The 26,420-nt window shown below is 71.2% G+C and carries 28 protein-coding genes; 14 read left to right on the forward strand and 14 right to left on the reverse strand.

What is annotated here, in order from left to right; genetic code table 11:
- The first annotated feature begins 157 nt into the window (after window positions 1-157).
- Window positions 158-427 carry a hypothetical protein gene (locus tag ASG59_RS10635; RefSeq protein WP_056280765.1) on the forward strand — a complete coding sequence of 90 codons (270 nt, stop codon included), beginning with the start codon at window positions 158-160 and terminating at the stop codon, window positions 425-427.
- 25 nt (window positions 428-452) lie between these two features.
- On the opposite strand, the gene ASG59_RS10640 is transcribed toward ASG59_RS10635, so the two are convergent.
- The 3 genes from ASG59_RS10640 to ASG59_RS10650 all read right to left on the reverse strand — a co-directional run bounded on the left by ASG59_RS10640 (window position 453) and on the right by ASG59_RS10650 (window position 3,470).
- Window positions 453-1,358 (reverse strand): DMT family transporter, encoded by a 906-nt coding sequence (locus ASG59_RS10640; RefSeq protein WP_056280767.1) that lies wholly within the window; start codon window positions 1,356-1,358, stop codon window positions 453-455.
- Window positions 1,359-1,573: 215 nt separating this feature from the next.
- Complete coding sequence (locus ASG59_RS10645; protein ID WP_244472253.1) at window positions 1,574-2,092, reverse strand: MarR family winged helix-turn-helix transcriptional regulator; 519 nt, start codon at window positions 2,090-2,092, stop codon at window positions 1,574-1,576.
- A gap of 373 nt (window positions 2,093-2,465) precedes the next feature.
- The gene (locus tag ASG59_RS10650; RefSeq protein ID WP_055879803.1) at window positions 2,466-3,470 is read right to left on the reverse strand and encodes a D-glycerate dehydrogenase; all 1,005 of its coding nucleotides are present in this window, start codon (window positions 3,468-3,470) and stop codon (window positions 2,466-2,468) included.
- 247 nt (window positions 3,471-3,717) lie between these two features.
- On the opposite strand from ASG59_RS10650, the gene ASG59_RS10655 reads away from it, so the two are divergent.
- Window positions 3,718-4,278 carry an SH3 domain-containing protein gene (locus ASG59_RS10655; protein ID WP_056280768.1) on the forward strand — a complete coding sequence of 187 codons (561 nt, stop codon included), beginning with the start codon at window positions 3,718-3,720 and terminating at the stop codon, window positions 4,276-4,278.
- A 193-nt stretch (window positions 4,279-4,471) separates the two neighbouring features.
- On the opposite strand, the gene irr is transcribed toward ASG59_RS10655, so the two are convergent.
- Window positions 4,472-4,984, reverse strand: coding sequence for a Fur family transcriptional regulator Irr (gene irr / locus ASG59_RS10660; RefSeq protein WP_055879809.1), 513 nt, complete (start codon window positions 4,982-4,984; stop codon window positions 4,472-4,474).
- 230 nt (window positions 4,985-5,214) lie between these two features.
- Between irr and fabA the strand changes: the two genes are divergently transcribed.
- The 4 genes from fabA to ASG59_RS10680 all read left to right on the forward strand — a co-directional run bounded on the left by fabA (window position 5,215) and on the right by ASG59_RS10680 (window position 8,447).
- The gene (fabA, locus tag ASG59_RS10665) at window positions 5,215-5,787 is read left to right on the forward strand and encodes a 3-hydroxyacyl-[acyl-carrier-protein] dehydratase FabA (RefSeq protein ID WP_055879812.1); all 573 of its coding nucleotides are present in this window, start codon (window positions 5,215-5,217) and stop codon (window positions 5,785-5,787) included.
- Between the two features lie 132 nt (window positions 5,788-5,919).
- Window positions 5,920-7,146 carry a beta-ketoacyl-ACP synthase I gene (gene fabB, locus ASG59_RS10670; protein ID WP_055879815.1) on the forward strand — a complete coding sequence of 409 codons (1,227 nt, stop codon included), beginning with the start codon at window positions 5,920-5,922 and terminating at the stop codon, window positions 7,144-7,146.
- 368 nt (window positions 7,147-7,514) lie between these two features.
- The gene (locus ASG59_RS10675) at window positions 7,515-7,925 is read left to right on the forward strand and encodes a DUF1236 domain-containing protein (protein WP_056280770.1); all 411 of its coding nucleotides are present in this window, start codon (window positions 7,515-7,517) and stop codon (window positions 7,923-7,925) included.
- Between the two features lie 222 nt (window positions 7,926-8,147).
- Window positions 8,148-8,447, forward strand: a complete 300-nt coding sequence (locus ASG59_RS10680) for a hypothetical protein (RefSeq protein WP_056280773.1) — start codon at window positions 8,148-8,150, stop codon at window positions 8,445-8,447.
- A gap of 47 nt (window positions 8,448-8,494) precedes the next feature.
- Here ASG59_RS10680 and mscL read toward each other — a convergent pair whose 3' ends face one another.
- The 3 genes from mscL to ASG59_RS10695 all read right to left on the reverse strand — a co-directional run bounded on the left by mscL (window position 8,495) and on the right by ASG59_RS10695 (window position 10,602).
- A complete protein-coding gene (gene mscL / locus ASG59_RS10685) occupies window positions 8,495-8,923 on the reverse strand; it encodes a large conductance mechanosensitive channel protein MscL (protein WP_055879824.1) in 429 nt (142 codons plus the stop codon).
- A 130-nt stretch (window positions 8,924-9,053) separates the two neighbouring features.
- Window positions 9,054-9,878 carry a phosphatidylcholine/phosphatidylserine synthase gene (locus ASG59_RS10690; protein ID WP_056408782.1) on the reverse strand — a complete coding sequence of 275 codons (825 nt, stop codon included), beginning with the start codon at window positions 9,876-9,878 and terminating at the stop codon, window positions 9,054-9,056.
- A 13-nt stretch (window positions 9,879-9,891) separates the two neighbouring features.
- Window positions 9,892-10,602, reverse strand: coding sequence for a phosphatidylserine decarboxylase (locus ASG59_RS10695; protein WP_055879829.1), 711 nt, complete (start codon window positions 10,600-10,602; stop codon window positions 9,892-9,894).
- A 239-nt stretch (window positions 10,603-10,841) separates the two neighbouring features.
- Between ASG59_RS10695 and ASG59_RS10700 the strand changes: the two genes are divergently transcribed.
- Window positions 10,842-11,123 (forward strand): type II toxin-antitoxin system RelE/ParE family toxin, encoded by a 282-nt coding sequence (locus ASG59_RS10700; protein WP_056280775.1) that lies wholly within the window; start codon window positions 10,842-10,844, stop codon window positions 11,121-11,123.
- Window positions 11,124-11,153: 30 nt separating this feature from the next.
- Window positions 11,154-11,477 (forward strand): HigA family addiction module antitoxin, encoded by a 324-nt coding sequence (locus ASG59_RS10705; protein WP_056280776.1) that lies wholly within the window; start codon window positions 11,154-11,156, stop codon window positions 11,475-11,477.
- A gap of 13 nt (window positions 11,478-11,490) precedes the next feature.
- Here the strand turns inward: ASG59_RS10705 and ASG59_RS10710 are convergent, their stop codons facing one another.
- Window positions 11,491-13,422, reverse strand: a complete 1,932-nt coding sequence (locus ASG59_RS10710; RefSeq protein WP_082494294.1) for an ABC transporter ATP-binding protein/permease — start codon at window positions 13,420-13,422, stop codon at window positions 11,491-11,493.
- A 147-nt stretch (window positions 13,423-13,569) separates the two neighbouring features.
- Entirely contained in the window at window positions 13,570-15,384 is a 1,815-nt protein-coding gene (locus ASG59_RS10715; RefSeq protein WP_056408784.1) for a LysM peptidoglycan-binding domain-containing protein, read from the reverse strand.
- Window positions 15,385-15,618: 234 nt separating this feature from the next.
- On the opposite strand from ASG59_RS10715, the gene ASG59_RS10720 reads away from it, so the two are divergent.
- Window positions 15,619-16,230 carry a TIGR00730 family Rossman fold protein gene (locus ASG59_RS10720; RefSeq protein ID WP_055879846.1) on the forward strand — a complete coding sequence of 204 codons (612 nt, stop codon included), beginning with the start codon at window positions 15,619-15,621 and terminating at the stop codon, window positions 16,228-16,230.
- A gap of 12 nt (window positions 16,231-16,242) precedes the next feature.
- On the opposite strand, the gene ASG59_RS10725 is transcribed toward ASG59_RS10720, so the two are convergent.
- Window positions 16,243-16,860: a hypothetical protein gene (locus ASG59_RS10725; RefSeq protein WP_056408785.1), complete on the reverse strand. Its 618-nt coding sequence runs from the start codon at window positions 16,858-16,860 to the stop codon at window positions 16,243-16,245.
- The gene (cysS, locus tag ASG59_RS10730) at window positions 16,857-18,239 is read right to left on the reverse strand and encodes a cysteine--tRNA ligase (RefSeq protein WP_056408787.1); all 1,383 of its coding nucleotides are present in this window, start codon (window positions 18,237-18,239) and stop codon (window positions 16,857-16,859) included. The genes ASG59_RS10725 and cysS overlap by 4 nt, the downstream gene beginning before the upstream one ends.
- A 378-nt stretch (window positions 18,240-18,617) precedes the next feature.
- On the opposite strand from cysS, the gene ASG59_RS10735 reads away from it, so the two are divergent.
- Window positions 18,618-18,944 (forward strand): hypothetical protein, encoded by a 327-nt coding sequence (locus ASG59_RS10735; protein ID WP_056408789.1) that lies wholly within the window; start codon window positions 18,618-18,620, stop codon window positions 18,942-18,944.
- A gap of 18 nt (window positions 18,945-18,962) precedes the next feature.
- Here ASG59_RS10735 and ASG59_RS10740 read toward each other — a convergent pair whose 3' ends face one another.
- Window positions 18,963-19,511 (reverse strand): CreA family protein, encoded by a 549-nt coding sequence (locus ASG59_RS10740; RefSeq protein ID WP_056408791.1) that lies wholly within the window; start codon window positions 19,509-19,511, stop codon window positions 18,963-18,965.
- Window positions 19,512-19,673: 162 nt separating this feature from the next.
- Here ASG59_RS10740 and ASG59_RS10745 point away from each other — a divergent pair, with 162 nt between their 5' ends.
- The 4 genes from ASG59_RS10745 to ASG59_RS10760 all read left to right on the forward strand — a co-directional run bounded on the left by ASG59_RS10745 (window position 19,674) and on the right by ASG59_RS10760 (window position 24,363).
- On the forward strand, window positions 19,674-20,702 hold the full coding sequence (locus ASG59_RS10745; protein WP_056408794.1) for a DUF2865 domain-containing protein: 1,029 nt from the start codon (window positions 19,674-19,676) through the stop codon (window positions 20,700-20,702).
- A 1,173-nt stretch (window positions 20,703-21,875) separates the two neighbouring features.
- Window positions 21,876-23,096: an OmpA family protein gene (locus tag ASG59_RS21470; RefSeq protein ID WP_347379691.1), complete on the forward strand. Its 1,221-nt coding sequence runs from the start codon at window positions 21,876-21,878 to the stop codon at window positions 23,094-23,096.
- A 455-nt stretch (window positions 23,097-23,551) separates the two neighbouring features.
- Window positions 23,552-23,734: a hypothetical protein gene (locus tag ASG59_RS10755; RefSeq protein ID WP_056408799.1), complete on the forward strand. Its 183-nt coding sequence runs from the start codon at window positions 23,552-23,554 to the stop codon at window positions 23,732-23,734.
- 239 nt (window positions 23,735-23,973) lie between these two features.
- Entirely contained in the window at window positions 23,974-24,363 is a 390-nt protein-coding gene (locus ASG59_RS10760) for a hypothetical protein (RefSeq protein WP_055879871.1), read from the forward strand.
- Between the two features lie 7 nt (window positions 24,364-24,370).
- Here the strand turns inward: ASG59_RS10760 and ASG59_RS10765 are convergent, their stop codons facing one another.
- Both ASG59_RS10765 and ASG59_RS10770 read right to left on the reverse strand, forming a co-directional pair.
- Window positions 24,371-25,849: a protein adenylyltransferase SelO gene (locus ASG59_RS10765; protein WP_056408801.1), complete on the reverse strand. Its 1,479-nt coding sequence runs from the start codon at window positions 25,847-25,849 to the stop codon at window positions 24,371-24,373.
- Window positions 25,850-26,090: 241 nt separating this feature from the next.
- The gene (locus tag ASG59_RS10770; RefSeq protein ID WP_244472254.1) at window positions 26,091-26,387 is read right to left on the reverse strand and encodes a hypothetical protein; all 297 of its coding nucleotides are present in this window, start codon (window positions 26,385-26,387) and stop codon (window positions 26,091-26,093) included.
- Between the last annotated feature and the right edge of the window lie 33 nt (window positions 26,388-26,420).

Below are 26,420 nucleotides of genomic sequence, written 5' to 3' on the forward strand. Positions count from 1 at the left end.
TCGCCGGGAGCGCACATCCCTTGTCCTCTAACAGCGGCGGGGACGCGAGGCCAGCACCGGCCGCGCGTGGGACCTTTTGATAGCTCGACCGTTGATTCCTCGCTCCGTCCCGGCGCTCCGGCGCCGGCGTGGACGACCAACAAGCAGAGGATACGCCATGAAATACGCCTTGCTCGGCCTCGGCCTCGCTCTCGCCACCGTCACCTTCGCGGATTCGGTCCAGGCCCAGGGCCTGCCCGGCGGCGTCCGTCGCGGGGCCGCCGAAGGCGACCGGGTCGCAGGCCCCATCGGCGGCATCGTCGGGGGCGCGGTCGGCGGAGCCGTCGGCACCGTCAACGGGGCGCTCGGCATCGATCCGGGCCGTCGCGCCTACCGCACGCGGATGAAGTCGCGCCAGCATCACCACGATCGCCGCCGCCACCGCTGAGCGGCCGCACGCGCCGGCCGGTCGGTCACGCCGGCCGGCGCGTGCGCTCCTGGCTCAGGAGGTAGAGGCCCGAGGCCACCACGATGGCGCCGCCGATCAGCGTCCAGCGGTGGGGCACGTCGCCGAACAGGAGGTAGCCGAGCAGGACCGACCACAGCAGCTGCGTGTAGAGGAACGGGGCCAGCACGTTGGCCGGGGCGCGGGCGTGGGCCAGCACCAGGAGCCAGTGCCCGAGGGTGCCGAACAGCCCGACCCCGACGAGCAGCAGCCACAGACCGGGCGAGGCCGGATCGCTCCAGATCCAGGGCAGCAGCGGCGCCATCACCGCGAGGCCCGCCAGCCCCGAATAGAACATCGTCGTGGCGGTGGAATCGATGGCCGCGAGCTTGCGCGTGGCGATGAGATAGAACGCGTAGCAGAGCATGTTGCCGAGGCTGAGCAGCACCGCCGGCTGGAACGCACCCACGCCCGGCCGCACGATCACCAGCACGCCCACGAAGCCCACCGCGATGGCCGCCAGCCGGCGCGGCGACGACCATTCCCCTAGGAGCGGCCCCGCCAGGAGCGCGACGGCGAGCGGCGCGGCGAACTGGATCGACAGGGTCTCCGCCAGTTGCAGGTGGCGCAGGGCGAAGAAGTTGAGGGCGGTGGAACCGAACAGCAGCAGCGAGCGCACCACCTGCAGCCACAGCCGCCGGGTCCGCACCACGCCCGGCGTGGTCACGGGATTGATGAAGGCCGAGACCATCACGACGCTGACGCCGTAGCGCATGAAGGTGGTGAACAGCGGATCGACGCCGGCCAGCGCCAGGGTCTTGGCCGAGGCGTCGAGGCAGGCGAAGAACGCCACCGTCCCGCACATCAGCACGATGCCGGCGAGCCTGCGACGGCGGACCTCGCCGGGCCCGGGGTGTTCGGAGACTCCTGGCATGGCGATGCGCTGTCCTCCCGGCTCGAACCCGACCAGGCGGGTCTACGCCGAGCCGGGACCGGCAACCACCCGCGACGGTGGCAGGGCGGCGTCGCGGCGGGGGTCTGAGGCGCTTGTCTGCCGGATCGATTCGGCGTGGCCCGTCCCCTCCCCTCTGCGGATAGGGGTTGGGTGGGTGCCCCTGCGTCGCGGCAAGAAGCCCGCTGTCCGCCCCCTCAGGCCGAGGGACCGTCGTCCTCGTCGAGGTCGCCTTCGAGTTCGGCCTCGTGGCCCTCGACGCCCGTCACCTCGGCGAGATTGCCGGCGGCACGGCGCAGGAGCTTGCGCAGGCGGCGGCGTTCCTTGCCCTCGAAGCCGTCGAGGAGTTCGGCTTCGACGTCGTCCCAGATCCGCTCGATCGCCTCGGCCTTGGCCAGCCCCGCCTCGGTGAGGCGCACCCGGACGACGCGGCCGTCGCCGGCCTCGGCCCGGCGCTCGACGAAGCCCAGCGCCGCCAGCCGCGAGATCGTCTTGGAGGCGGTGGGCGGGCGCACCCGCAGGGTCGCGGCGAGGTCGCCCATGGTCATGGTCCCGGCCATGGCCAGGGCCTGCACCACCTGCTCCTGACCGGCGAACAGGTCGAGGGCGGCGAGCCTGTCGCCGATGCGGGACCGGTGCAGCCGCGCCGCCTGCACGAGGGCCCAGCCGACGCTCTTCGAACCGGGAGGGCGCAGGCGCTTGCCCGGCCGGATCATCGGCGCCACCTCGGTCTCGACCGTTCCGGCCGCCGGCCTCTCCTCCGCCGTCGACATCCCGCGTCTCCCATCGGGACCAGGCCTCCGCCGCGGCGTGGGGCACGGCCGAGATGGCCGGGTGGGTCCGTCAGGTCCCGCATGTGCCGCCGGCCCGTGAAGGTGAGATGACACGGGGGCGACGCGGACGCCGCCATCCCGCCCCGAATCGCGCCGGCGCGCTGAAAAGCGACCGTGCATGGCGCCGGCTCACCATCCGGAGCGGACGCCGGGCCGAAGGCGACCGGCCCGCGAGGTCCGCCGCAGGACGGCACGGTGGTCATGGCGTGCCCTCCCCTGCCGCCGGCCCGTCGTTGTCCGGAACGCCGGCACCGGCTCACAGCATGCCGGGCAGGATGCGGTCCGGCGGACGGTGGCCGTCCATGAAGGTCTTGATGTTGATGATGACCTTCTCGCCCATGTCGGAGCGGCCCTCGTGGGTGGCCGAGCCCATGTGCGGCAGGAGCACCACCTTGCCCGAGCGGGCGAGCTTGACGAGGCGCGGGCTCACCGCCGGCTCCTGCTCGAACACGTCGAGGCCCGCCGCCGAGACGTCGCCGGATTCGATGAGGCGCGCCAGCGCGTTCTCGTCGATGATCTCGCCGCGGGCGGTGTTGACGACGATGGCCTCGGGCTTGAGCAGCTTGAGGCGCCGGGCCGAGAGCAGGTGGTAGGTGGCCGGCGTGTGCGGGCAGTTCACCGAGACGATGTCGACCCGCGCCAGCATCTGGTCGAGGGATTCCCAATAGGTCGCCTCGAGGTCGCGCTCGATCGCGGCGGGCACCCGGCGGCGGTTGTGGTAATGGATCGAGAGGCCGAACGCCTTGGCGCGGCGGGCCAGCGCCTGGCCGATCCGGCCCATGCCGACGATCCCCAGGCGTTTACCCGTGATGCGGCGGCCGAGCATCCAGGTCGGCGACCAGCCGGCGTCCCAGGCGTCGTCGGGGATGATGCGCGCCCCCTCCGTCACCCGGCGCGCCACCGCCAGGATCAGCGCCATGGTCATGTCGGCGGTGTCCTCCGTCAGCACCCCGGGGGTGTTGGTGACGGTGATGCCGCGCTCCAGCGCCACGGCCACGTCGATGTGGTCGACGCCGTTGCCGAAGTTGGCGATGAGCCGCAGGTTCGGGCCGGCCTGGGCCAGGAGCGCGGTGTCGATCTCGTCGGTGACGGTGGGCACGAGCACGTCGGCCTCGCGCATGGCGGCGACGAGGGCATCCTGGTCCAGCGGCGTATCGTCGGGGTTGAAGCGGCAGTCGAACAGCTCGCGCATGCGCGCTTCAACGGCTTCCGGCAGTCGCCGCGTGACCACCACGAGCGGCTTGCGCTTCAACGACGGCATGCTTCCTCCCCGCGGACCCGGCCCACCGGCGCCCCGGCCTGTCCGGGCGCGGATGACGGGGCCCCTTACGTTCTGTTAACCACGCGACCGGCAGAAGATCACCACGGACGTCGCGCATCCTCGCGCACAAACCGAGGCCGTCGCGGGCCGCCCTCTCTACCAGAGAGGGGCTCGAACACAATGCGCGGGGCGGTCCCGTGTCCGGCGTCGGCCGGAGACCGCGGGACCACGGCACAGGAGACGAACGATGCGCGCCCTCGCTGTTGTTGTCGCCGCCCTCCTCGGCGCCGCGGCCGCCTCCGGCCCGAAGGGCGCCGCCGCGCAGGGGCAGCCGGACGTGGCCCTGGGGCCGGTGACCAAGCTGCCGCTGCCGCGCTACGCCAGCCTCAAGACCGACCGCGTCAACCTGCGCGAAGGCCCCTCCAAGGACCACCGCACCCTGTGGGTGTTCCAGCGGGCCGGGCTGCCCATCGAGATCGTGGCCGAGTTCGAGACCTGGCGGCGCATCCGCGATTCCGAGGGCACCGAGGGCTGGGTGCTGCACTCGCTGCTCTCGGGCCGGCGGACCTCCATCGTCACCGCCGGCCGCAGCGGCGACAAGGCCGCGGCGATCCCGCTGTTCGCCAAGGCCGACGAAACCTCCGGCGAGGAGGCCCGGCTCCAGGCCGGCGTCATCGGCAGCGTCAAATCCTGCACCGGCAGCTGGTGCCGCGTGATCGTCGCCCTCCCCCAGAAGGGCGGCGACGTCTCCGGCTACATCCGCCAGGACCGGCTGTGGGGCGTGTACCCGAACGAACGGGTGGAGTGATACGGTTTCCGCTCGAATCGAGTGGGAGCCGTCTCACCGAGCCCGCGCGGCGCCTGAGCGAAGCCCATTTCCGCATCACGAAGTGATCACCCGGAAATGATATGAGGCCGGCCGGTGATCGCCCGCCTGTCCCGCTCACGAAAAAGGCCCGGCGAAACCGGGCCCTTTTCGTATCTCATTGGGACGAGGTCGCTCAGGCCCGGCGGGCGGCGACCCGGCGGCGCAGGCGCACGATCACCTCGACGCCGGCGATCTCCATGCCCTCGGGGGCCTCGGGCAGGGAATCGACGGTGATGCCGCAATCGGGCATGTCGAGGACCTGACCCTCCTCCTCGAGGAAGAAGTGGTGGTGCTCGCTCGGGTTGGTGTCGAAATAGGCCTTCGAGCCGTCGAGCGCGAGCTGGCGCAGCAGGCCGGCCTCGGTGAACTGGTGGAGGGTGTTGTAGACCGTGGCCAGCGACACCGGCACCTTGGCGCGCATCGCCTCGTCGTAGAGCATTTCCGCCGTCAGGTGGCGGTCGCCACGCCCGAACAGCAGCCAACCCAGGGAGAGGCGCTGGCGCGTCGGGCGCAGTCCGGCCCGGCGCAACCGGTCGCGCAGGTCCGACAGCGGGCAGCCGCGCCGACCGAGCGCACCGGCCGCCTCACCGGCGGGACCGGTGCCCCGCGCGTTCAGCGCGGCCTGGAGTGACGTCAGATTCGACATGACGGTTACGGAACGCTCGCGGAATGCATCGGAACTCTGATGGGAGGGTTATATGAGAGGCACCGCCGACCCGCAACCCGAAGCCGCCGCGTCGCCGCCGGCCCGCTTTGAAGGCGCCGGGGGCCTGTGCTAACGAGGCCGCGCTGTCGCAGGGGACGGCATGGACGCGGGGCGGCCCGGACCACGGGCCCGTCGCGTCAGCATCACGAGCCGAGGACCGATCCGCTTTCATGTCTTCCGATCACGATCAGACTCCTCCCCGGACTCCTCCCGAGACCCCGACCACGGCCGTATCGGCGCGGGCGTCCAGCTACAGCCACGAGGAGTTGCTGGCCTGCGGGCGCGGCGAGCTGTTCGGCGCGGGCAACGCCCAGCTGCCGCTGCCGCCGATGCTGATGTTCGACCGCATCGTCTCGATCGGGTCCGAGGGCGGCGCCCACGGCAAGGGTCATGTCCTGGCCGAGTTCGACGTCAGGCCCGACCTCTGGTTCTTCGGCTGCCATTTCAAGAACGACCCGGTGATGCCCGGCTGCCTCGGCCTCGACGCCCTGTGGCAGCTCGTGGGCTTCCACCTCGGCTGGCTCGGCGCCCCCGGACGCGGCCGGGCGCTCGGCGTCGGCGAGGTGAAGTTCACCGACCAGGTCCTGCCGAGCGTGAAACAGGTGGTCTACGGCATCGACATCAAGCGCGTGCGCCAGGGCAAGCTCGTGCTCGGCATCGCCGACGGTTGGCTCGAGGCCGACGGGCGGCGCATCTACGAGGCCAAGGACCTGCGCGTGGCCCTGTTCCAGGCGCAGGCCTGAAGCGACATCGACGAGCCCCGATGAACGGGGCCGGTTGAGATCGGGCCCGGCCCGCCTTACCTGACTGTCTCTCGATTGATCGTCCATGGGGAGCGCCTTCGCTCAGGCACCCCGGCGGAGAAGAACCTGCCCATGCGCCGCGTCGTGATCACCGGGATGGGCATCGTCTCGTCCATCGGCAACACCACCGAGGAAGTCCTCGCCTCCCTGCGCGAGGCCAAGTCCGGCATCGGCGCTTCGGCGTCCTATGCCGAACTCGGGTTCCGCAGCCAGGTGGAAGGCCGGCCCAGCCTCGATCCGGAGACCCTCGTCGACCGGCGCGCCATGCGCTTCCACGGCGGCGGCACCGCCTGGAACCACGTCGCCATGGACCAGGCCATCGCCGATTCCGGCCTGGAGGCGGGCGAGATCTCGAACCCGCGCACCGGCATCATCATGGGGTCGGGCGGCCCCTCCACCAAGGCGATCGTGGAATCGGCCGCCATCGCCCGCGAAAAGGGCCCCAAGCGCGTCGGGCCGTTCGCGGTGCCCAAGGCGATGTCGTCCACCGCCTCGGCGACGCTCGCGACCTGGTTCAAGATCAAGGGCGTGAACTATTCGATCGCCTCGGCCTGCGCGACGTCCAACCACTGCATCGGCAACGCCGCCGAGATCATCCAGGCCGGGCGCCAGGACATCATCTTCGCGGGCGGTTGCGAGGACCTCGACTGGACCCTCTCGGTGCTGTTCGACGCCATGGGCGCCATGTCCTCGAAGTACAACGACACCCCGGCGCGGGCCTCGCGCGCCTACGACGCCAACCGCGACGGCTTCGTCATCGCCGGCGGCGCCGGCGTGCTGGTGCTCGAGGAACTGGAGCACGCGCGGGCTCGCGGCGCCAAGATCTACGGCGAGGTCGCGGGCTACGGCGCCACCTCCGACGGCCACGACATGGTCGCCCCCTCCGGCGAGGGCGCGGTGCGCTGCATGCAGCAGGCGATCGAGGGACTGAAGGGCGCGCGGATCGACTACATCAACCCGCACGCCACGGCGACGCCCGTGGGCGACGAGAAGGAGATCGAGGCGATCCGGGAGGTGTTCGGACGAGGCGAGGACTGCCCGCCGATCTCGGCGACCAAGTCCCTCACCGGCCATTCGCTCGGCGCCACCGGCGTGCAGGAGGCGATCTATTCGCTCCTGATGATGAAGCACGGCTTCATCTGCGAGAGCGCGCATATCGACGAGATCGACCCGGCCTTCGCCGACATGCCGATCCTGCGCCAGCGCCGCGACGGCGTCGCGCTCGGCCACGTGCTCTCGAACTCGTTCGGGTTCGGCGGCACCAACGCGACCCTGGTGCTCAAGCACCTGGACGCCTGATAGGGGTCCCGCTCGCATCGAGCGGCAACCAAGTACGGACCCCGCGCGGCACCCCCGGGAAGCCCATCGCCGCATCACTGCCGGATCGACGGGATCAGGTCGGAGACCGGCGGTCCGCGACGTTGCTGGCCGCATGGATGTACCCGGACGCCGGACGGCGGGCTCCTCAACGGCCTTTCGGCCGGAGCGAAGAAGCGCGAAATTTTCCGCTTCGAGAGAATATCTTTATCGTTTCTGTGCCGATCGGCACGCAAAACGAAAAGATCATTTTTTATCGCATCCCTTTGAGACGGTCGCACGTTATTGCGGCAGACCCGCTTACGATACGACGACGGTCGGGCGGGACATCACAACGGGAGTTTCGATCCATGACCATCAAGACCTTGCTGGCCGCCTCCGTCATCGCCCTCAGCCTGCCCATGGCCGCCCAGGCCCAGGGTCTGGTGCGCGGCGCCGAGCGCGGCGCCCAAGAGGGTGCGGATGCCGCCGGACCGGTGGGTGCCATCGTCGGCGGTGCCGTCGGCGCGGCCACCGGCACCGTCGGCGGCATCCTCGGCGTGGACGACCGTCCCCGCTTCCGCCAGTACGTGACCCGCGAGAAGCGCCGTTCGTTCGACTACAACGGTGACGTCCGTGTCGGCACCGTGCTGCCGAACTCCGGCGTGACCTATTACGAGGTCCCGGCCGAGTACAACGCCCGCGGCGCCCGCTACACCGTCATCAACGACCGTCCGGTCCTCGTGGACCGCTCGTCGCGGATCGTCGAAGTCATCGACTAATCGATCGACCCTTTTCGGTTGGATTGAACGGAAAGCCCCCGGCGATCGCTCGCCGGGGGCTTTCTCATGCCCGGCCGACGGCGGAGGTCGGGATCGCGAACCGCAGGCGATGAGGTCCCACGAGTGGACTTGCGACGACTTGGGACTGGCGACGACCTGAGACTTGCAACGACTTGCCATGGATCGCTGTTGAGGGTGACGGAGCGAGGAAAGACCGACACCATGCAGAACGAGATCGACGACCGCGGCCCCTCGGAGTCCGCCTCCAAGGAGGGCGCCCTGCCCGAGCCGGTGCGCGATCATCTCGGGCAGCAGCTGCGTAGCGTCTTCACCACCGGCGACGGCGTGCCGGACTATCTCGGGGACCCTGTGGTGCCGGAAGAGTTCGAGCCGCAGATCAAGCGGCTGGAAGTCCGCCTCAAGACCCACGAAGAGGGCACCGAGGCGGTGGCCCAGGCCCTCGATCAGATCCTCGGCGACCTCGGCGGCACCGGAACGGGCGGGTCGACGTCGCGAACCTGACAGCCCTGAGCCTGTCGGACGTTGGAGCGCTCAGACCTTGGGGGCGTTCAGACCTTGGGGCGCGTCGCCAGGATGTCGCGGATCTCGCCCAGGATCTTCACGTCGGCCGGCACTTCGGCGACCGCCTCCGGCTTGGCCTCCTCCTGCGACTGAAGCTTGTTCATGGCGCGGATGACGAGGAACAGCACGAAGGCGACGATCATGAAGTTGATCGCCACGGTGATGAACTGGCCGTAGCCGATCACCGCGCCCTGCTTCTTGGCATCGGCATAAGCGGCGCCCTTCTGCACGCTCGACGACAGGGCGATATAGTAGTTCGAGAAGTCGAGACCGCCGGTGATCGCACCGATCATCGGCATGAAGACGTCCTGCACCGCCGATGTGACGATGGCGCCGAAGGCCGCGCCGATGATCACGCCGACGGCAAGGTCGACGACGTTGCCGCGCAGTGCGAACTTCTTGAATTCCTCGAGCATGATTGCCGCCCCGTCCCCGTTCGTGTTCCCGAGCACTAGCCAAGCCATGCTCACCGGGCAAGGTGCCGACCGGCGCCAGGCGTCAGGGCGGCGGCAAAGCCTGTGGGGCGTCGGCGGGCGCGGGCGGCGTTTACGTTGCGGCGGCGGTCGGCGTCTCGCGACGGGCCTCCGCCTTGGCCCGGCGGCGGTACTGGGCCGCGCCGATGGGGATGCCGACGAGATAGGCGACCGCGAGCACGACCATCGCCTCGAACGGGAAGCTGATGAACAACCCGAACCCGGCCGCCACCACCAGGAAGATCGGCAGCACCCAATCGCGCGGCACCCGCTTGCCCATGGTCTTGCCCGAGAAGGTCGGCACCGTGGAGACGACGAGCAGCGCGATGACGAGGACGTAGCCGAGCACGATGGGGGCCGCCCACCGCTCCATGGTGAGCCCGAGGAAGTGCAGGTAGAGCGGCAGCATCGCCGTGAGAGCGCCGGCCGGGGCCGGCACGCCGACGAAGTAGTCCTTCTTCCATTCCGGCCGGGTCGGGTCGTCGAGCATCGCATTGAAGCGGGCGAGCCGGAGGGCCATGGCGATGGCGAAGATCAGCGCCACGATCCAGCCGACCGAGCGCAGGTGGAACAGCGCGAAGCCGTAGAGGATCAAGGCCGGGGCGCAGCCGAAGTTGACGAAGTCGGCGAGCGAATCGAGCTCGGCCCCGAACCGCGAGGTACCCTTGAGCATCCGCGCCACGCGCCCGTCGATGCCGTCGAGGAAGGCGGCAGCCACGATGGCGATGACGGCGGGCTCGAACTTGCCCTCGAAGGCCAGCCGGATCGCGGTCAACCCGAGGCAGAGCGCCATCAGGGTGATCATGTTGGGCGCGATCATCCGGAACGGCACCGGCTTGAACCGGCGGGGTTTCGGCTCGTCGGCGTCGGGCGCGAAGGGCGGGAACAGGTCGTCCATGGCGGGCTCCCTCTCAGATCCGGCGGAAGGCGCGCTCGGGGCCGCCGCTCAGGTCGGCCAGCACCGTCTCGCCGGCCACCGCCTTCTGGCCGAGGCCGACCAGCACCCGGGTGCCGAGCGGCAGGTAGACGTCGACGCGCGAACCGAACCGGATCAGCCCGAAGCGCTCGCCGACCTGCAGGGTCTCGCCGGCCTGGACGAAGCCGACGATGCGCCGGGCGACGAGGCCGGCGATCTGGACGACGCCGATCCGCAGCGGCGTGCCGCGGTGGGTGGTCTCCATCACGAGGCCGTTGCGCTCGTTGTCGTCGCTGGCCTTGTCGAGCTCGGCATTGAGGAAGAGGCCGGGGGTGTAGTGGATCTGCCCGATCCGGCCCGTCATCGGCACCCGGTTCACGTGGCAGTCGAACACGTTCATGAACACCGAGATGCGGGTCATCTCCACCTGCGGCAGGTCGAGCTCCGGGGGCGGCAGCACCGTGGCGATGAGGTTCACCCGCCCGTCTGCCGGCGACACCACGAGGCCGTCGCCGATGGGGGTGATCCGCTCGGGGTCGCGGAAGAAGTAGCAGACCCACAGGGTGAGGATCAGGAAGATCCAGCCCAGGCTCTGCGCGAAGTACCCGCCGATCACGGTGAGCACGATGCCGATCAGGATGAAGGGATACCCCTCCTTGTGGATCGGCACGAGCGTCTTGCGGATCGTCTCGAGGAGGTCGGTCATGGGGCTGTTTCGGTTGTCCGTGTCTGGCGACGGCCCCGCGGCCGCCCCGTGTGCATGGCGCCCCTCTTAAGGCAACGGGCGCGCTCCGTCATACGGTTTCGGGCAGGCATACGGTTTCGGGCAGGCGCCGGACGGCCGTTGGCAAGCGTCGGATCAACGCAGGCGCCCGCCTGCATCCCCGGCGGGGACGATTGACAAGACTGTATCACTTAGTGATACAGTCTACCAAGGGCGATCCGGTGATCAGAAGCCTCAGGGACACGTGGTCGGAGGCGATTTTTCGGGGGCGATGCCCCAGGGGATTTCCGACCGACCTCTTCAAGGTCGCGAGGCGAAAGCTTCAGGCGATCGACGCGGCCGACGTCATCGGCGACCTGCGTTATCCGCCCGGCAACCGTCTGGAATCCCTGAAAGCCGATCGTGTCGGCCAATGGAGCATCAGGATCGACGATCAGTGGCGCGTCTGCTTTCGAGGGGTGCCAACCGGCCCGGAGGATGTCGAGATCGTCGACTATCATTGATCGACCGCCCGGAAGACTGGAGGCTCCGACATGACCCGAGATGTGGTGGAGATCGTCGCCACCCTGCCGCCGATGCATCCCGGCGAGATGCTGCGGGAGGAATACATGGTTCCGCTCGGTCTCAGCGCCGGGACCGTCGCACGGGCCTGTGGCGTCCCGCGCACCCGCATCGAGCGGATCGCGCGGGAGGAGATCGGCGTCAGCGCCGATACGGCGTTGCGCCTCGGTCGCTACCTCGGCACCAGCGCGCAGTTCTGGATCAACCTTCAGGGACGCTACGACCTCCTCAGGGCGCAGGAGTCGGCAGGGTCCGACGTCGAACGGATCGAGCCTCTGAACCGCGACGCCGCCTGACCGGCCCGGATCCTCACTCGGCCGGCTCGGCCACCCGTGCCGCACCCGCCCGCGCGTCCGACGCCTTGTCCTCCTCGGCCCGTTTGAGAATTTCGCGGGCCTCGTCGGCCTCGCGCTGGCGATTCCACATCGCGGCATAGACGCCGCCCTCGTCGAGGAGCACGTCGTGGCTGCCGCGCTCGACGATGACGCCCTTGTCCAGCACCAGAATCTCGTCCGCGTTCACCACCGTCGAGAGGCGGTGGGCGATGACCAGCGTGGTGCGGCCCTTGGAGATCGTGTCCAGCGCGTCCTGGATCTCGCGCTCGGTGAAGCTGTCCAGCGCCGAGGTCGCCTCGTCGAGGACGAGGATCGGCGGGCCCTTCAGGATGGTGCGGGCGATGGCCACCCGCTGCTTTTCGCCGCCCGAGAGCTTGAGGCCGCGCTCGCCCACCGGGGTGTCGTAGCCCTCCGGCAGGCTCGACACGAAGCGGTCGATCTGGGCGAGGCCGGCGGCGGCGCGCACCGCCGCGTCGCTGGCGTCCCATTGGCCGTAGCGGATGTTGTAGCCGATGGTGTCGTTGAACAGCACCGTGTCCTGCGGCACCATGCCGATGACGGCGCGCAGGGAGGCCTGCTGCACGTCCGCGATGTCCTGGCCGTCGATGGTGATCCGGCCCCCTTGCGGCTCGTAGAACCGGAACAGCAGGCGCGAGAGGGTCGACTTGCCCGCCCCCGAGGGGCCGACGATGGCCACCGTGCGCCCGGCCGGCACCGTGAAGCTGACCCCGCGCAGGATCGGCCGGTCCGCATGATAGGCGAAATGCACGTCCTCGAACCGCACCACGCCGGGGCCGGCCTTGAGCGCGGGCGCATTCGGCCGGTCGGCGATCTCGGGGTTGCGGTGCAGGATCTGGAACATGTCGTCGATGTCGATCAGCGCCTGTTTGATCTCGCGGTAGATCATGCCCATGAAGTTGAGCGGCATCGAGAGCTGGATCAGCATGGTGTTGACCAGCACGAAGCCGCCCAGCGTCGTGCGCCCGGCCATGATGTCGCGGGCAGCCAACCACATCACGATCGTCATGCCGATGGTGAAGATCAGCGCCTGGCCGGCGTTGAGGATGGCCAGCGAGACGTAGGTCTGGGTCGAGGCCTTTTCGTACTTCGCCATCGAGCCGTCGTAGCGCTCCGCCTCGCGCCGTTCCGCGCCGAAGTACTTCACGGTCTCGAAGTTGAGCAGCGAATCCACGGCCTTGGTGTTGGCGTCGGTGTCGGAACTGTTCATCCGGCGGCGGATCTCGATGCGCCACTGCGTCGCCTTCCAGGTGAAGCCGAGGTAGGCCGCCACCATCACGAACACGACGGCCGAATAGGTCCAGTCGAACTCGTAGGCGAGGACGCCGATGACGAGGGCGAACTCGACGACGGTCGGCACCAGCGTCAGCACCATCAGGCGCGACAGCTCCTCGATGCCGCCGCGCCCGCGCTCGAGCACGCGCGTCAGCCCGCCGGTCTTGCGCTCGAGGTGGAAGCGCAGGGAGAGGCGGTGCATGTGCTCGAAGGTCTGGAGTGCCAGGCGCCGCACCGCGTTCATGGCGACCTTGGCGAACAGCCCGTCGCGCACCTGCGTCAGCCCGGCCATCAGCACCCGCGACAGGCCGTAGAGGCCGATCATCACCATCGGCAGCGCGAAGATCCCGGTGGGGACCTCGGCCGGCGGCGTGCCGTCCTTGGCGCCGGCGATCGCCACCAGCGCGTCGGTGGCCCATTTGAAGGTGAAGGGCGTCACCATCGTCACGACCTTGGCGACCATCAGCAGGCCGAAGGCGAGGAAGACGCGGCGCTGGAGGTCGGGCCGGCCGTGCGGCCAGAGATAGGGCCAGAGCCGGCGGTAGGTGGCGACGAGGCCGGGGCGCGCGGACGGCGCGGCTCCGGTCGCCGCGGTCGCGGTATCGGGCTTCATGGGGAACGGGTTTTCCAGGAACGGTGAGGAGACCCGCTGCATATAGGCCGCGTGCGAGGCCGCGACAGGCGCCCGCGCGCAACCCCGCCCGGCGCCGTGGGGGGCTCATGGCTCATCCGGCGAGGTCGTCGAAGCCCCCGCCGCCCCTCACCCCCGCCGCTCCTCCGTCCGGACGGCCGCCGCGCCGTCGGTGGGCAGGACGAAGATCTGGCCGGGGTAGATCAGGTCGGGGTTGCGGATCTGGCTCTGGTTGGCGTCGAAGATCACCGTGTAGCGGGTGCCCTTGCCGTAGACCTTGCGGCTGATCTGCCAGAGGTTGTCGCCCCGCGCGATCCTGGCGGTTCCGATCTCGGGGATGAAGACGGTGCGCTCGGGAGCGCCCGGCCGCGCCGTCGGTCCGGGGGCAGGTATCTGGAGAGCGGGTGCCTGGAGGGCCGGACTCTCGGCGCCCGGCTTCTCGGGCGCGGGCATGCGGGAAGGCGCCGTCACGGCGGGAGCCGGCGCGAGGTCGCTGCGCGCCATCGCGCCCGGTCGCTCCGGCGCACCGGGGGCGGGCGTCTCGGCGCGCGGCGGTTCGGCGGGCCGGAACGGCGGCTGCGCGCCCTCCGGGGGCCGGCGCTCGGCGAGCTTGGAATCCGCGAGCTTGGGATGGTTGACCTTGGGATCGGCGACCTTGGGCTCCACCGATTGGGCGGCGGCTCGCCTGGCGTCGGCACCGCCGGCAGCGGGCGCCGCAGCCTCCGGCAGGGCCGGCACGACGGCGACGGTGTCCCGCTCATGGGCCGGGCCTCCACCGCCCATGGGCCTGGACGCCGCCTTGGGAGGCGCAGCCGCCGGTACCGCGAAGGCCACCTCCGAGCGCGCCTTGACCTTGCCGGAGACCGAGTCGACCTCGTCGATCCGCACCCGGTAGGCGCCCGGCAAGACGCCCCGGCCGATCGCGAAGGCGAGACGGCCGTCGGCGCCGGCGCTGCCCGGCGCCACGAGGGTGTCGTTGAGGTAGAGCCGCACGGTGGCGCCGGGCGAGGCCTGCCCGGTCACGTAGAGCCGGCCGCCCTCCTCCGCGTCGACGCTGACGACCTTGACGGGGGCCGCGGCCGGCCGGGGCGCTTCGGGGGTGGACGCCGCCGCCTTCGGGGCCGAGCCGGCCTCCGGACCGGGCGCTCCCTTAGCCGCGGCGGATTTCGCATCGGCGGACTTCGCATCGGCGGACGTCGCTTCGGCGGACTTCGGCGACTTGGCCGGGGATCGACCCGCCTCCTCCGCTACGGGGGCCGGGGCGGCGGGCGCCGGATCGGGCTGCGACAGCACCACCGTCGGCCGGTCCGGCGCGCTCAGGGCGATCAACGGCTTGGCATCGCGGTTGCCTGACACGACGACGGCGACGCTCTCGCGCGAGCGCCGGACCTGCCCGTCGGCGCCGGTGATGCGCAGGGTGATCTCACTGTTTCCGGACGGCAGCGCAGGCGGGACGATGGCGAACTGGCCGGAGGGATCGATGAGCGCACGGGCAATCGGCTCGCCGTCGCGCATCAGCTCGACGGTGGTGTTGGGCGCACCGCGCCCCGCGATCACGGAGTCGCCGTTCGGCTCCACCCGGATGATGTCGAAGGTCGGCGCCCCCGCTTCGGCGGCCGGCAGGGTCTGCGGCTGTGCCGGGATCTGCTCTCCGGCGGGCCGGGGCTTTCCCGGCTGGTCCTTGCCCGCCTCCCCTGAGCGTTGCGGGGCCGGCGACACACCGGACGCCACATCCCCGGGCTTGACGTCCCCAGGCTTGATAGCTCCGGACTTGCCATCGTCGGGGCCGGGCACGGCCGTATCGGGCAGGCGGGCGACGGCCGGTTCGCCCCCGGTCATGCTCTTCCAGACCTGTCCCGATCCGAACAGGGCCAGCACGAGGGCGAATCCGGCGACCAGGCCTCCACCGGCGAGGACGAGGCTCCGCCGCAACTCCGCCGTCATGGCGCTTCACTCCAAACGCGTTCGGAAACCCGGCGGACAGGCCGACGAATCTCGCTCGGCGGCTGTCGACAAACCACCGATGGACGGCGACATAATAGCGAACATGACTGGAACACCAAACCTTTCGGCGGCCGCGAGCCGCCCGGCGCCCCTCCCCTCGGTAGTCTGGCCCCTGGACGGGCGCCCCGCCGGCCTCGGCGGGGGACCGCCGGACCGCCGGGCCGGAGCATGCGCATGACGCCGGTCGAACCGGCTCCGGTGCGGACGGTCTGCGTCTATTGCGGCTCGGGCTTCGGGGGAGACCCCGCCTTCACGCGAGCCGCCGAAGGCCTCGGCCGCGCCCTGGCGCAGGCCGGCATCGGCCTCGTCTACGGCGGCGGCAACGTCGGCCTGATGGGCACGGTGGCGCGCGCGGTGCTGGCGCACGGCGGCCACGTCACCGGCATCATCCCGGACTTCCTGAAGTCGCGCGAGCGCATGCTCGACGAGATCCAGGAGACCATCGTCGTGTCCGACATGCACACCCGCAAGCGCCTGATGTTCGAGCGCTCGGACGCCTTCGTCGCCTTGCCCGGCGGGATCGGCACCCTCGAGGAACTCGTCGAGCAGATGACCTGGGCCCAGCTCGGCCGCCACGAGAAGCCCATCGTCCTGGTCTCGGTGGCCGACTTCTGGCGGCCGCTCCTCGTCCTCCTCGACCACATGCGCGAGCAGGGCTTCATCCGCGAGGGCCTCGACCTCAACTACCTCGTGGCCGAGGATGCCGAGGCGGCGGTGGCGATGCTGCGCGAGGCGCGGCCCGCGATCTCGCCGGAGGCCGAGACGGCGATCGCCCGGCGGTTCTGATCGGGCGGGCCGCTATCGCTGCGGCGGCAGCGGCCGGGGCAGCATCCGCAGGTCGACCGGCTGGGTCGGATCGATCTCCGCCATCAACGCGGGCTTCAGGTCGTAGCGGTCGGCGATGGATTCCAACGCGAGGACCGCGTCCTGGTTGATGCCCCACCGCGTCGCCGTGGCCACGAAAGCGCGCGTGGTCATGAGCGTCACGGGGAAATCGACATCGAGGAACAGGGTCGCGACCTTGCGGTCCTCGTAGAGGACCACCGCCGAGGCAGCTTCTTCGGGATGCCAGTGGCCGACGAACTCGCGCAAGGCCTGCTCGCCCGAGTCGCGCAACGCGCTCTTGAGCAGGGCCTCGTCCTGTGGCGTCCGGCTCCGGGCGCGCAGCGAAGCCACGCCGATGCCGACCACTTTCTCGACGCGAAGGGCGGCGTCTCCCAGACCGGCGATCCAGGCGGCGATGTCGGCCGCGAACGGTCTGGTCAAATCGCCGACCACCTCGTCCTCGACCCGGTCCACCAGCACGATGCGCCGGTTGAGACCGCGCACGGTGTCGAGGATGCCGGCAGCCGCCAGCCGGATCAGTGGCCCCGCATCGGCGACGATGATCGGTTGGCGATCGGACGGGGCGATCATGTCACCGGCGTCCAAGTCGTGGCGCCGTCCTTGTTGTCCTTGATCGCGACGCCGAGGCCGAGGAGGAGATCGCGCAGCCGGTCCGATTCCGCCCAGTCCCTGGCCGCCCGTGCCGCTTTGCGTTCCGCGATCAGCCCCTCGACCCGCTCGACGTCGATGCCCGCCGCGAGGATGGCGCCGGCCTCGCGCTGCGAGCGCGTCGCGGCCAGAAGGCCGAACAGGCCGGCCCCCGCCTTGAGGGCGGCCGGGTCGGTGAGGCGGTGGAGTTCGGCGAGCGCCGCGGCCGTGTTGAGGTCGTCCAGCAGTGGCTCGAGCACGGCCGCCGGCACGTCCGGCGCAGGCGCGGCGTCGCCCACGACGCCGTACCAGCGGTCCAGCATCCGGCCCGCCTCCTCCAGCCCGCGCAAGGTCCAGTCGATCGGCTGGCGGTAGTGGGTCTTGAGCATGGCCAGGCGCACGACTTCGCCGGGCCAGTCGTTCAGCACGGCGCGCAGGGTGACGAAGTTGCCGAGCGATTTCGACATCTTCTCCCCCTCGACCTGGAGGAAGCCGTTGTGGAGCCAGACGTTGGCCATCACGTCGGTGGAAAAGCAGCAGCGGGACTGGGCGACCTCGTTCTCGTGGTGGGGAAAGATCAGGTCGATGCCGCCGGCGTGGATGTCGAAGGTCTCGCCGAGGTGCTTCCACGACATCGCCGAGCACTCGATGTGCCAGCCCGGCCGGCCCGGCACCGCGATGCCGCAGGGGGAGGGCCAGGACGGCTCGCCCGGTTTGGCCGGCTTCCACAGCACGAAGTCGAGGGTGGAGCGCTTGTAGGCGGCGACCTCGACGCGGGCCCCCGCCTCCATCTCGTCCAGGGGCCGCCGGGAGAGCGCGCCGTAGTCATGCATCGCCGGCACGTCGAACAGCACGTGGTCGTCGGCGACGTAGGCGTGGCCCGAGGCGACGAGGCGCTCGACGATGGCCACCATCTCGGCGATGTGGTCGGTGGCCCGCGGCTCGACGAAGCGGGGGCGCTGCCCGTCGACGTTCACGTCCTCCGGCATCAGCACGCCGAGCCGGCGCAGGTCGGCGTGGAAGTCGGCCAGGGTGGCGTCGGTGAGGTCGCGGATCGAGATGCCGCGCGCCGCGGCCCGCGCGTTGATCTTGTCGTCGACGTCGGTGACGTTGCGGACGTAGGTGACCTGGCCCGCCCCGTAGCGGTGACGCAGCAGCCGGAACAGCAGGTCGAAGACGATGATCGGCCGCGCGTTGCCGATGTGGGCCGCGTCGTAGACCGTGGGGCCGCAGGCGTACATCCGCACGTGCGTCGGATCGATCGGCGAAAAGGCCGTCTTCTCGCGGGTCAGCGTGTTGTAGAGCCGCAACATCGGTTCCATGAAAGCGTGTCTCGTCCCTGCAGCATCCCGGCCGGCCCCGTGCCCCCGCACGGCGATGCCAGGGCGGGATCCCCTTGCCCCGACATCGTTTTCCCGTGAGCGGCCGGGCCCGGTCCGGGAACGGCGGCCGCGCCGGGTTTCCCGCGCTGTTGCGGGAAGGCGATGGCATCGGCGCCGCATTCGGGCTACCCCAAAAGGGTGATCACTTCGAGAGGGAAAGCCGGCCCGGAACGAGGGAGGGGATTAAACGAACGGCCGAAAGCCTTTGTTTACCGGCCCGATCGACAGTTCCGGCCATCGCCAATCTCCCGCGCCGACACTCCCGCGCCGACCTTCCCCGCACCGCAACTTCACCCCCGCTTCGATCAAGGTCTCCCCATGCGTCGTCCGGCCGTGTGCCTCAGCGCCTGCCTCGCCCTCGGGCTGTTCTCGACCCTGGCCTTCGCGCAGCAGGCGCCGGCCAAGGCGACCAAGGTGGAGAAGACCTTCCTGATCCCGGCCGCCGAAGGCTACGGCGTCGGCGACTGCCTGTCGTCGGGGAGCGGCGGCTGCGGCCAGGTGGTGGCCGACGCCTGGTGCGAATCGCAGGGGTTCGCCTCGGCGGGCGCGTTCGGCATCGCCGCGCCGGAGGATTACACCGGCGCGATCGAGGCCCCCGTCAAGCCGGCCGAACCCCCGCCGATCAAGATCAGCTGCCAGGATTGAGGTGTCGCGGGATCGCGCTCAGCTCTTGAAGACGTCGCCGCACTTGGGCGGCGGCTCGGTTCCCCAGGGCATCAGCGGCACCGTCGAGGTGGAGTTCTTGGGCGAGCCCTGCACCACCTTGTCGGAATAGACCATGTAGATCAGCGTATTGCGCTTGGCGTCGCAGCCGCGCACGATCTGCATCGACTTGAATATCAGCGAACGGCGCTCGCTGAACACAACCTCGCCCTGCTTGAGCTCGCCCTTGAAGCTCACCGGCCCGACCTGGCGGCAGGAGAGCGAGATGTCCGAGACGTCCTCGGCCAGCCCCAGCGTTCCCTTGATGCCGCCCTTCTCGGGCTGGGTGTAGTGGCAGGCGACCCCGGCCACTGCCGGATCGTCGATGCCGTAGACCACGAGCTTGTCGTTGGGGGTGAGCGGGCGCCACACCGTCGACTTGTCGAAGATCCGGTCGGGGTCGTCGGCCGCCGCCGCCGGCCCCGCGGCCGCGGCCGCCGCCAGCGCCACGCCCGACGCGAGCGCGACGGATACCGCCGTCCGCGCTGTGAGACCACGAAGCCACATCATTGGATCTTTCCCCTGTTAGGAACCGGGGCGGATGTGGGAAGGCTGTCGCCGGTTGGCCAGGGCGGATACAAAAGCCTCGCTTCGGCGGCCGGACGAATCGCCGAACCGATCGTTCGTCGATTCGACGGAACCGCCAAGCTCAACCCCCGTTGCTGTCAGGTCATGCCGCTGATCCCCTCCGCGATCCGCCTCCCCGTCCTGCGTCGCATCGGCCGCATGCTGGCCGGCGCCGCCGCCATGCTCGCGGCCACGGCCTTGCCGGCCGCCGCCGACACCTATTCCTGCCAGCGCTACAAGGCGGAGCTCGCCAACCTCAGCGCGGGGGCCGACACCGCCCGCGCGCTCCAGAACGAGATCGGCCGCCTCAACGCCTATTTCCGGACGTTGAACTGCGAGGGCGGCAAGTTCCTGTTCTTCGATACCCGCCCGCCCCAGTGCGGCGCGGTGGAGCAGCGCATTCGCGCCCTCAACGCCGGCTACGGTGGCGACAACGGCGAGGTGACGGCCGCGCGCCGCCGGCAATTGAACGCCGCCGTCGCGAGCGCCTGCGCCGACCAGAACCGGCCCGCCACCGTCACCGAGGCCTCCCTCGGCGAGGCGCGGGCCCGGGGCGGCAGCCAGGTGATCTGCGTGCGCAGCTGCGACGGCGCCTATTTCCCGATGACCAACCTGCCCGAGGGCCGCAGCGGCGCCGACGAACTGTGCCAGGCCCTGTGCCCGGGTGCGGAGGCGGCCGCCTATTCGATGCCCCACGGCGACGACGCCCTGCGCCAGGCCGCCACGATCAAGGGCAGCCGCGCCTACGTCTCGCTGGCCAACGCCTTCAAGTTCCAGAAGAGTTTCACCCCGAACTGCTCGTGCAAGGCCGAGGGGCGCACCTGGGCGCAATCCCTGGTCAAGGCCGAGAGCATGATGGTGCGCCACAAGGGTGACATCTTCGTCACCCCGATGCAGGCCGAGGCGATGTCTCGGCCGAAGGTCCGCCTGACCCTCGTCGGCCGGGCCGACAAGACCGCGGCCTCCCTCGCGGCCGATGCGGCCAGCCGTGGTGCCGCGGTGGTGTCGGACGCCGATCCGGCCCACGCCGGCACCACCGTCCAGCAAACGGCCTCCGCGCCCGCGGAGCCGCCGCCCATCCGCATCATCGCACCCACCATCATCGCGGCCCCGGCCCGGTTCGGGACCCCGTGAAGGAGCAACCTGCGCGGGGCGCCGCGCAGGTTGCATGACACCGCATCATGGAACGATCTCGCGTGCGTCCCGGTTCGAAGGGGACTTCAACGACGCGAGAGTGATGTCATGCGGCCCATCCGCCTCCTCCTTCTGACCGGCACCGTCCTGCCGGCCCTCGTCCTGTCCGATCTCTCCGCCGCCTATGCCGGCGCGCAGGCCGAGCGGACGATGATGGCGCAGGCGGGTCCGGGAGAAGGGCCGGGTCGGGAGAGGGGCGAGCCCCGCGGCGGACCGCCGGCCGGCGCCGCACCCCGCGCGGCCCCGCCGGCCGAACGTCCCGAACCCCGCGGCGAACGCCCCGAACCCCGCGGCGAGCGACCCCAACCCCGTGCGGCCCAGCCCCCGGCCGAGCGGCCCGAACCTCGTGGCGAGCGCCCCGAGCGCAGGTCCGAGCCGCGCGAGGCTCCGGCACCCCGCCAGGAGGCTCCCGCGAGACCGGACGCTCCCGCGAAACAGGACGCTCCTGCCCGCCGAGAAGCGCCCGCGAGAGAGGCCCCCCCAAGAGAGACACCTGCCGCTCGGGAGGCACCGGCCCGTCCCGAGGCGCCCAAGCCCGAGCGGGCGAGCCCGCCGCGTCCGGCATCCGAGCCGGCCGGACGCCCCGATGCCGCCCCGCCCGCCGACGCGCCGCGCGGTGGCCAGGGCCGCCCGCAGCAGGAGCGCGGTGGACAGGACCGTTCCGACCAGCCCGCCGGCCGGGCCCCTGGCCAAGAGCGAGGCCAGGAGCCGGGCCGTCGCGCGCCGGACCAGCCGGACGCCACGCGGCCGAGGACGCCCGAAACAGCCCCCGCTCGCCCGGCGACTCCTCCGGGCGCGGACGGACAGACGCCGCCGCGTCCGGCGGCCCCGAACGCCGCGCCCGGCGTACCGGGTCGCCCGGTGACGCCGGGCGGTGCGGAGGCGCCTGCGGGCCAGCGGCCCTCGCCCCCCGGTGCCACTCCGGCTCCCAATGCGGCTCCCGGCGTGCCCGGCCGGCCCGTGGCTCCGCCGGCCGCCGACGGGCAGGCGCCCGCACGACCGGCTCCGAACGCCGCTCCGGGCGTTCCCGGCCGTCCCGTCACACCTCCGGGCGCCGACGGCCAGGCACCGCGCCCGGCTCCGAACGCCGCTCCGGGCGTCCCCGGACGTCCCGTGACCCCGCCGGGCGCCGAGGGCCCGGCCCCCGGGCAACCGCCGCAGGCACCGAACGCGGCGCCGGGCGTGCTGGGTCGTCCCGTGGCACCGCCGGCGGCTGCCCCCGGCACCGTGCCGCCCGCCGCTCCGGGAGCGCCGGCCGGTGCCGTCGTGCCGGGACAGGCGCCGCAGGGTGGCGTGCGTCCCGATGGCCGGCCCGGCGCCGGGCTGCCCGGTGACCCGGTCGGCCGTGGCGAGGATCGCCGCGAGCGGTTTAACACGCCCGGCCGCCCCGGCTACGTCCAGGGTGGCTTCCGCAGCGACGACGTCGACGTGCGCAGCTACGACGAAGTCCGGCGCGACCGGCGCGAGTACAGCGAGGACGGCCGCACCTTCATCCGCGAGCCGGGCCGGATCATCGTGCGCGACCGCGACCGCACCTTCATCCGCCACGACGAGAACGAGCGTTTCCGCGACCTCGACCGCCGGGGCTTCCGCAGCGAGCGCCGCGGCGAGGACACCGTGACCTATCTCGACCGTCCGGGCGGCGAGCAGATCGTGACCATCGTCGACGACGACGGCCGCCTGCTGCGGCGCTCGCGCCGGTTCCGCGACGGCCGCGAGGTCGTGATCATCGACAACGCCATCGGCGGCCCGCCGCGCCCGATCTACGACGACGTCGTGGACCTGCCCCCGCCCGCCCTGCGCATCCCGCGCGAGCGCTACATCGTCGACTACGAGGGCGCCGACGAACGCACGCTCTACGAGACCCTGTCGGCACCGCCGGTGGAGCCGGTGGGGCGGCGCTATACCCTCGACCAGGTCCGCTACAGCCCGCAGCTGCGCGCCCGCATGCGCAGCGTCGACATCGATACGATCACCTTCGAGAGCGGCTCGTTCACGGTGACCCCGGACCAGGCCGCCCGGCTCTCGACCATGGCGGCTGCGATCAACCAGGCGATCCGCGCCAATCCGCAGGAGGTTTTTCTGATCGAGGGCTACACCGACGCGGTGGGGGCGGACGTCGACAACCTGTCGCTGTCCGACCGGCGCGCTCAATCGGTGGCGACGGTGCTGACCCAGTCCTTCCAGGTGCCGCCGGAGAACCTGACGACCCAGGGCTACGGCGAGCAGAACCTCAAGGTGAACACGCAAGGCCCCTCGCGCGAGAACCGCCGGGTGACCGTGCGCCGGATCACGCCGCTGATCCAGCAGCAGGCGGAAACCCCGCCGCGCTGATCGGGCTGGGGTGTCCGCACCGCGAGGACGAGGTGGAAGGGGTCGCCGGGAGGCGGCCCCTTCGCCGTATCGCGGGTTGCGGACCGGCCACCGCGCGCAAAACCGCATCCAAGGTTCCGACCTCGGGTGACCGGCGTCGCGCGCCGCGCAGATGCCACTGCCCCGTCATCCCGGGGCGGGGCAGCGGCGCCCGGGATCCACCGTCGCTCGCGTTGGCGGCTGCGGGTTCCCGGTTCGCCTGCGGCGTCCCGGAATGACCGGGCGATGGTCATGATCGACGCGGATCGACGCTTCGGGATGGCGTCCGCCTCGGTTTGGAGACCTGAGGATCGATCGCTCACGATTTGGTTGACGTCGACATTATGTTAATGGCGGCCCGATAGAACAACGTCGCGCGAGCGAGCGCAGATCGGAGCCGATCCGTGCCCCACGCCGTGCTTCCCACAGTCGTATCCGTGGCCGGCTTCATCGGCGTGGAGCCGATCGACGGCGGGGATACCATCGCCGTCCGCTTCAAAGCACCGGATGACGGTGAGATCACGATTCTCGTGCCGCAAAAAGCGATCGCGGACCTTCAAACGGCACTGACCGATCGACCCGAACGCGATCGATTCCGGCAGGGCCGCCTCGAACCGTAGGCGCGCCTGGAGGAGCATCAGGCTGAGCGGCCGGGAATAGGCCTTGCGCGAGCGCCGATCCGAGGATGACGCGGCGCGACGGCCGGATGCGTGAGGGCCCGGTTCGCCGAAGCCACCCGTTCCGACGCCGCCGTCGCACCGGCCCGGACGGCGAAGCGCGGATGGGAGCCGGGGAGTCGGCCCCGATTTCGTCACGCTCGACTGGCAGGCGCGGCGGTGAAACACCGACCGAGGCGACGATGACCACACCCTTCTCGAGCCGCAGGAACACCCTCGGCCTCCTGGCCCTCTCGGGCAGCCTGCTCGTGGGCTTCGTGGCACTGCCGCAGCCGGCCGTGGCCCGCAACAACACCGCGGTGGGCGTCGGCACCGGGGCGGTGGCCGGGGCGCTCGTGGCCGGGCCGCTGGGCGCCGTGGTCGGGGGCATCGTCGGCGGCGTGGTCGGATCGAATTCCGAAAGCGCCCGTCCACGGCGCAGCCGCAGGGCCCGCGCCGTGCGTCCCCGCCGCCAGCCGGCGGTGGCGCGCATCGCCCCGAGGGCGGCGCCGGCCGCGCGCCCGGTGGCTCAGGCCGAGCCGCGGCCGGTTTCCACGGTCCCGACCTCCACAACCTGGACCAATCCGCGCTGACGCTCGCTCAGGTTCCGCAGAAGGTCTGCAGCACCCGCTCCTCCTCGCGCGGCGGCAGCGCGTAGGCTCCCCGGTCGGGCTGGTCCTCGAAGGGGGTGGCCAGCACCTCCAGGAGAGCGGCGAAGGGGGCGTAGTCGTCCCGCGTCACCGCCGCCACGATCACCGCCTCGATCTGGTGGTTGCGCGGAATGAAGGCCGGGTTGACCGCCCGCATGGCGGCGCGGCGGCCCTGGTCCGGCTCGTTCGAAAGCCGGGTGCGCCAGCGGGCGAGCCAGGCGTGGCAGGGGGCAGGGTCGTCGAACAGGGCCGCCAGCGCGTCGTCGGCGCCAGGATCGGCGCCATGGTCGGCGGCACAATCGGCCAAGCGCCGGAAGGTCAGGGTGAAATCGGCGCGGCCGGCCGCCATCGCCTCCATCAGGTCGCGCACGAGCGCCACGTCGTCGGGCTCCTGGGTCCGCAGGCCGACCTTGGCCCGCAGGCCCGCCTGGAACGTCGCCTGGAAGGCCGGCGCGAACCCTTCGAGGATCGCCTGGGCCTCGGCCACCGCCGCATCGACGTCCTCATCGAAGAGCGGCAGCATCGCCTCGGCCAGCCGGGTCAGGTTCCACTGCGCGATGCGCGGCTGGTTGGCGAAGGCGTAGCGGCCGTGCTCGTCGATGGCGCTGAAGACCGCGCCGGGGTCGTAGGCGTCCATGAAGGCACAGGGGCCGTAGTCGATGGTCTCGCCCGACACCGCCATGTTGTCGGTGTTCATGACGCCGTGGATGAAGCCCACCAGCATCCAGCGGGCGATGAGACGGGCCTGCCGCTCGACGATGCGCGCCAGCAGCGCCGGATAGGGCCGCTCGGTTCCGGAGAGGTCGGGATCGTGGCGGGCGACGACGTGGTCGGCCAGCAGGCGCAGGCCCTCGGTGTCGCCGCGGAAGGCGAAATACTGGAAGGTCCCGACCCGGATGTGGCTGGCGGCGACGCGGGCGAGGATGGCGCCGGGCAGGCGGCCCTCGCGGATCACGGTGTCGCCGGTGAGCGTCGCGGCCAGCGCCCGGGTGGTGGGAATCCCCAAGGCCGCCATGGCCTCGCTGACGAGGTATTCGCGCAGGACCGGGCCGAGGGCGGCGCGGCCGTCGCCACGGCGGGAGAACGGGGTCGGGCCGGCTCCCTTCAGCTGGATGTCGCGGCGACCGTCGCGGCCGACGACCTCGCCGAGCAGCACGGCGCGACCGTCGCCGAGCTGCGGCACCGGGTTGCCGAACTGGTGGCCGGCATAGGCCATCGCCGCCGGCTCGGCGCCCTCGGGAACGGCGTTGCCGCCCAGCACCGCCACGCCCTCGGGGCTCGACAGCCACGTGGGATCGATACCCAGGGTCTCGGCCAGGGCGGCGTTCGCCTGGATCAGGCGCGGGGCGGCCACGGGGGTCGGAGGGACACGGGCGACGAAGCGCTCGGGCAGGCGGACGTAGCTGTTGTCGAACGCGATCGTCGCCATGGCAGGCTCACCCTCGTCCACGGAACGGCGGCCCTGTCCCAGCAGAACCGCGCCGGGGCAACGGTTTCGGAACGTCGGCGATCGGGGCCGATCTTGCCGGCATGGCCCGTTCCGCGCGACACGGGTCCAGCGACACGGGGAATCCGCGTGTTCACGGGACCGACTCGTCGGCCCCGCCCGTTGTTCCCCGATGGCCGTCCACATGGGGACGCACGGGCGGGCTCGCCAGCCCGCCCGGGCCCTACTCGCAGACCTCGACGCGGCGATAGGTGAACTCGACGTCGTCGAGCCAGACCTTGCGGCGCTCCATGTGGCAGATCGGCTCGCGGCGCGGGGGCCGCACGTAGATCGGCTCGACGTCCTCGACGTAGACCGGCCGCGGGCGGGCATAGACGGGCGGCGGCGGCGCGGCCTGGGCCCCGCTCATCAGGGCGCCGAGGGCGACGCCGCCCAGGACGCCGGCGGCGGCCCCGCCGATGAGGGCGCCGTTACGGCCGTCCCGAGCCTGCGCTCCGGCAAGGCCGGCACCGAGGATCAGGCCGGCGGTGAGCAGGATCCGGGCTCCATGCCG

Origin of the sequence: Methylobacterium sp. Leaf466 (genome assembly GCF_001425565.1) — a bacterium.
In the GTDB taxonomy this organism is placed as follows: domain Bacteria; phylum Pseudomonadota; class Alphaproteobacteria; order Rhizobiales; family Beijerinckiaceae; genus Methylobacterium.

Coding starts and splice junctions, on each gene's coding strand:
- ASG59_RS10675 (WP_056280770.1), top strand. CDS start 7,515: ATGACCATCAAGACCTTGCTGGCCGCCTCCGTCATCGCCCTCAGCCTG.
- ASG59_RS10710 (WP_082494294.1), bottom strand. CDS start 13,422: ATGAAGCCCGATACCGCGACCGCGGCGACCGGAGCCGCGCCGTCCGCG.
- ASG59_RS10680 (WP_056280773.1), top strand. CDS start 8,148: ATGCAGAACGAGATCGACGACCGCGGCCCCTCGGAGTCCGCCTCCAAG.
- cysS (WP_056408787.1), bottom strand. CDS start 18,239: ATGGAACCGATGTTGCGGCTCTACAACACGCTGACCCGCGAGAAGACG.
- ASG59_RS10640 (WP_056280767.1), bottom strand. CDS start 1,358: ATGCCAGGAGTCTCCGAACACCCCGGGCCCGGCGAGGTCCGCCGTCGC.
- fabA (WP_055879812.1), top strand. CDS start 5,215: ATGTCTTCCGATCACGATCAGACTCCTCCCCGGACTCCTCCCGAGACC.
- irr (WP_055879809.1), bottom strand. CDS start 4,984: ATGTCGAATCTGACGTCACTCCAGGCCGCGCTGAACGCGCGGGGCACC.
- ASG59_RS10725 (WP_056408785.1), bottom strand. CDS start 16,860: ATGATCGCCCCGTCCGATCGCCAACCGATCATCGTCGCCGATGCGGGG.
- ASG59_RS10740 (WP_056408791.1), bottom strand. CDS start 19,511: ATGATGTGGCTTCGTGGTCTCACAGCGCGGACGGCGGTATCCGTCGCG.
- ASG59_RS10720 (WP_055879846.1), top strand. CDS start 15,619: ATGACGCCGGTCGAACCGGCTCCGGTGCGGACGGTCTGCGTCTATTGC.
- mscL (WP_055879824.1), bottom strand. CDS start 8,923: ATGCTCGAGGAATTCAAGAAGTTCGCACTGCGCGGCAACGTCGTCGAC.
- ASG59_RS10635 (WP_056280765.1), top strand. CDS start 158: ATGAAATACGCCTTGCTCGGCCTCGGCCTCGCTCTCGCCACCGTCACC.
- ASG59_RS10645 (WP_244472253.1), bottom strand. CDS start 2,092: ATGATCCGGCCGGGCAAGCGCCTGCGCCCTCCCGGTTCGAAGAGCGTC.
- ASG59_RS10765 (WP_056408801.1), bottom strand. CDS start 25,849: ATGGCGACGATCGCGTTCGACAACAGCTACGTCCGCCTGCCCGAGCGC.
- ASG59_RS10745 (WP_056408794.1), top strand. CDS start 19,674: ATGCCGCTGATCCCCTCCGCGATCCGCCTCCCCGTCCTGCGTCGCATC.
- ASG59_RS10695 (WP_055879829.1), bottom strand. CDS start 10,602: ATGACCGACCTCCTCGAGACGATCCGCAAGACGCTCGTGCCGATCCAC.
- ASG59_RS10705 (WP_056280776.1), top strand. CDS start 11,154: ATGACCCGAGATGTGGTGGAGATCGTCGCCACCCTGCCGCCGATGCAT.
- ASG59_RS10760 (WP_055879871.1), top strand. CDS start 23,974: ATGACCACACCCTTCTCGAGCCGCAGGAACACCCTCGGCCTCCTGGCC.
- fabB (WP_055879815.1), top strand. CDS start 5,920: ATGCGCCGCGTCGTGATCACCGGGATGGGCATCGTCTCGTCCATCGGC.
- ASG59_RS10650 (WP_055879803.1), bottom strand. CDS start 3,470: ATGCCGTCGTTGAAGCGCAAGCCGCTCGTGGTGGTCACGCGGCGACTG.
- ASG59_RS10655 (WP_056280768.1), top strand. CDS start 3,718: ATGCGCGCCCTCGCTGTTGTTGTCGCCGCCCTCCTCGGCGCCGCGGCC.
- ASG59_RS10690 (WP_056408782.1), bottom strand. CDS start 9,878: ATGGACGACCTGTTCCCGCCCTTCGCGCCCGACGCCGACGAGCCGAAA.
- ASG59_RS10715 (WP_056408784.1), bottom strand. CDS start 15,384: ATGACGGCGGAGTTGCGGCGGAGCCTCGTCCTCGCCGGTGGAGGCCTG.
- ASG59_RS10735 (WP_056408789.1), top strand. CDS start 18,618: ATGCGTCGTCCGGCCGTGTGCCTCAGCGCCTGCCTCGCCCTCGGGCTG.